This is a genomic window from Halorubrum vacuolatum, assembly GCF_900188065.1.
GTDB classification, from domain to species: Archaea; Halobacteriota; Halobacteria; order Halobacteriales; family Haloferacaceae; genus Halorubrum; species Halorubrum vacuolatum.
In genome coordinates this window covers 1-1211 of the sequence record NZ_FZNQ01000069.1, presented here as the reverse complement: position 1 = coordinate 1211, position 1211 = coordinate 1, and the positions used below count along the sequence as shown (strand labels likewise).

The following is a 1211-nucleotide window of genomic DNA, read 5'->3' as shown; positions in this document are numbered from 1 at the left end:
AGTGGTGGTTCAAACGTAGTCTGACTAGTTTTTCGTCTCAACTGGATAGAGCTGGCGTAATTTGATACGAGCCTCATCAGTGGTGAATTGCCAATCAATAGGCCGATCAACTGCATTGTGACGCTTTTGCCACGCAGCGACCTCCGCTCGGAGGGTCGCTGCGTCGTAGATTCGCCGGTCAAGACACTGGCGTTTGAGGACGCCGATCTTGATTTCGGCCATATTCAGCCAGCTACCTCGCTTTGGAGTATAGTGGAACTCGAATCGATCAAGATACGCTTTCGCTTGCTCCGGTGGAAAGAAATCGTAGAAAGCAGCCGGTTTGTGTGTGTTGAGTTGATCCATCACGACCCGGATGCAATCCGCATCCGGGTAGTGAACATCCGCCAATTCGACCATGCGGTCGATCCATTCGGTCGTCCGCCGTCGCTCGGTAACTTCGACGGCCACCCAGCCAGTTAACGGTTCAGTGGTGATGTGAAGACGCTGTTTCCCGTTGCGTTCGTAGCGATGATCGACACGAGCGACCGCTCCCGGTTCGGCCGGGAGCGGATCGCGTTCATGCCCACGAAGTGCCTTGCTAGATTCGTCAAAACAGATGACTGGACGGGTTTCGTCGTACGGTTCGTGGTAGAGAGCGAGCACGTCTTCCATGTAGTAGACGAACTCAGCGTCCTGTTCAGGCGGTATTTCCCAGTAGCTAGAGAGATGCGGTTTCAGGGCGTTTTTTTAGACGTTCTCGGACGGTTTCGTGAGAGATCGACTCGAAGTCGATCTCGTCGAGCATAACGAGTTCATCAGCGAGGAGGTGAAGCGTCCAGCGAGAGTGTCCTTCTGGTGGTTCGCTACAGGCGAGTTTGATCAGTCGTGCTTCGGCGTCACCATCCAGTTTCCGGTCGTATTCTCGATCGGGCTTGCGGCGATGAATCGCCGCGAGCCCTCGCTCGCAGTAGTTTTTGCGTGCGCGGTAGGGAGTCGCAATAGAACAACCGAGGTGCTCACAGATCTTCGAATCTGTGAGCCCCTCATCAGCCTTCAAAAGAACCCGTGCACGTGTGATATCCTCCGCTTTGTGCTCACCGGTCGATATGAACCACTCAAGCGTCCTTCGCTCCTCATCTGAAAGATTAACAACGTGCTGCTTCCGTCCCATTCTTACGAGTACGGCTGTAGAGGGCTTAAACTAGACAGTCTAGGTCTGAAGCTACACT

General features: G+C 53.9%; 1 protein-coding gene. It reads right to left on the bottom strand.

All coding sequences use genetic code 11. From position 1 onward, the window contains the following. Positions 1-24: 24 nt before the first annotated feature. Positions 25-1153 (bottom strand): IS630 family transposase gene (locus CHB65_RS18125; protein ID WP_449404586.1). Its coding sequence is split into 2 segments (ribosomal slippage): positions 25-730 and positions 729-1153, totalling 1131 coding nucleotides; the frame shifts between segments, so codons are not numbered across the junction. Positions 1154-1211: the final 58 nt, after the last annotated feature.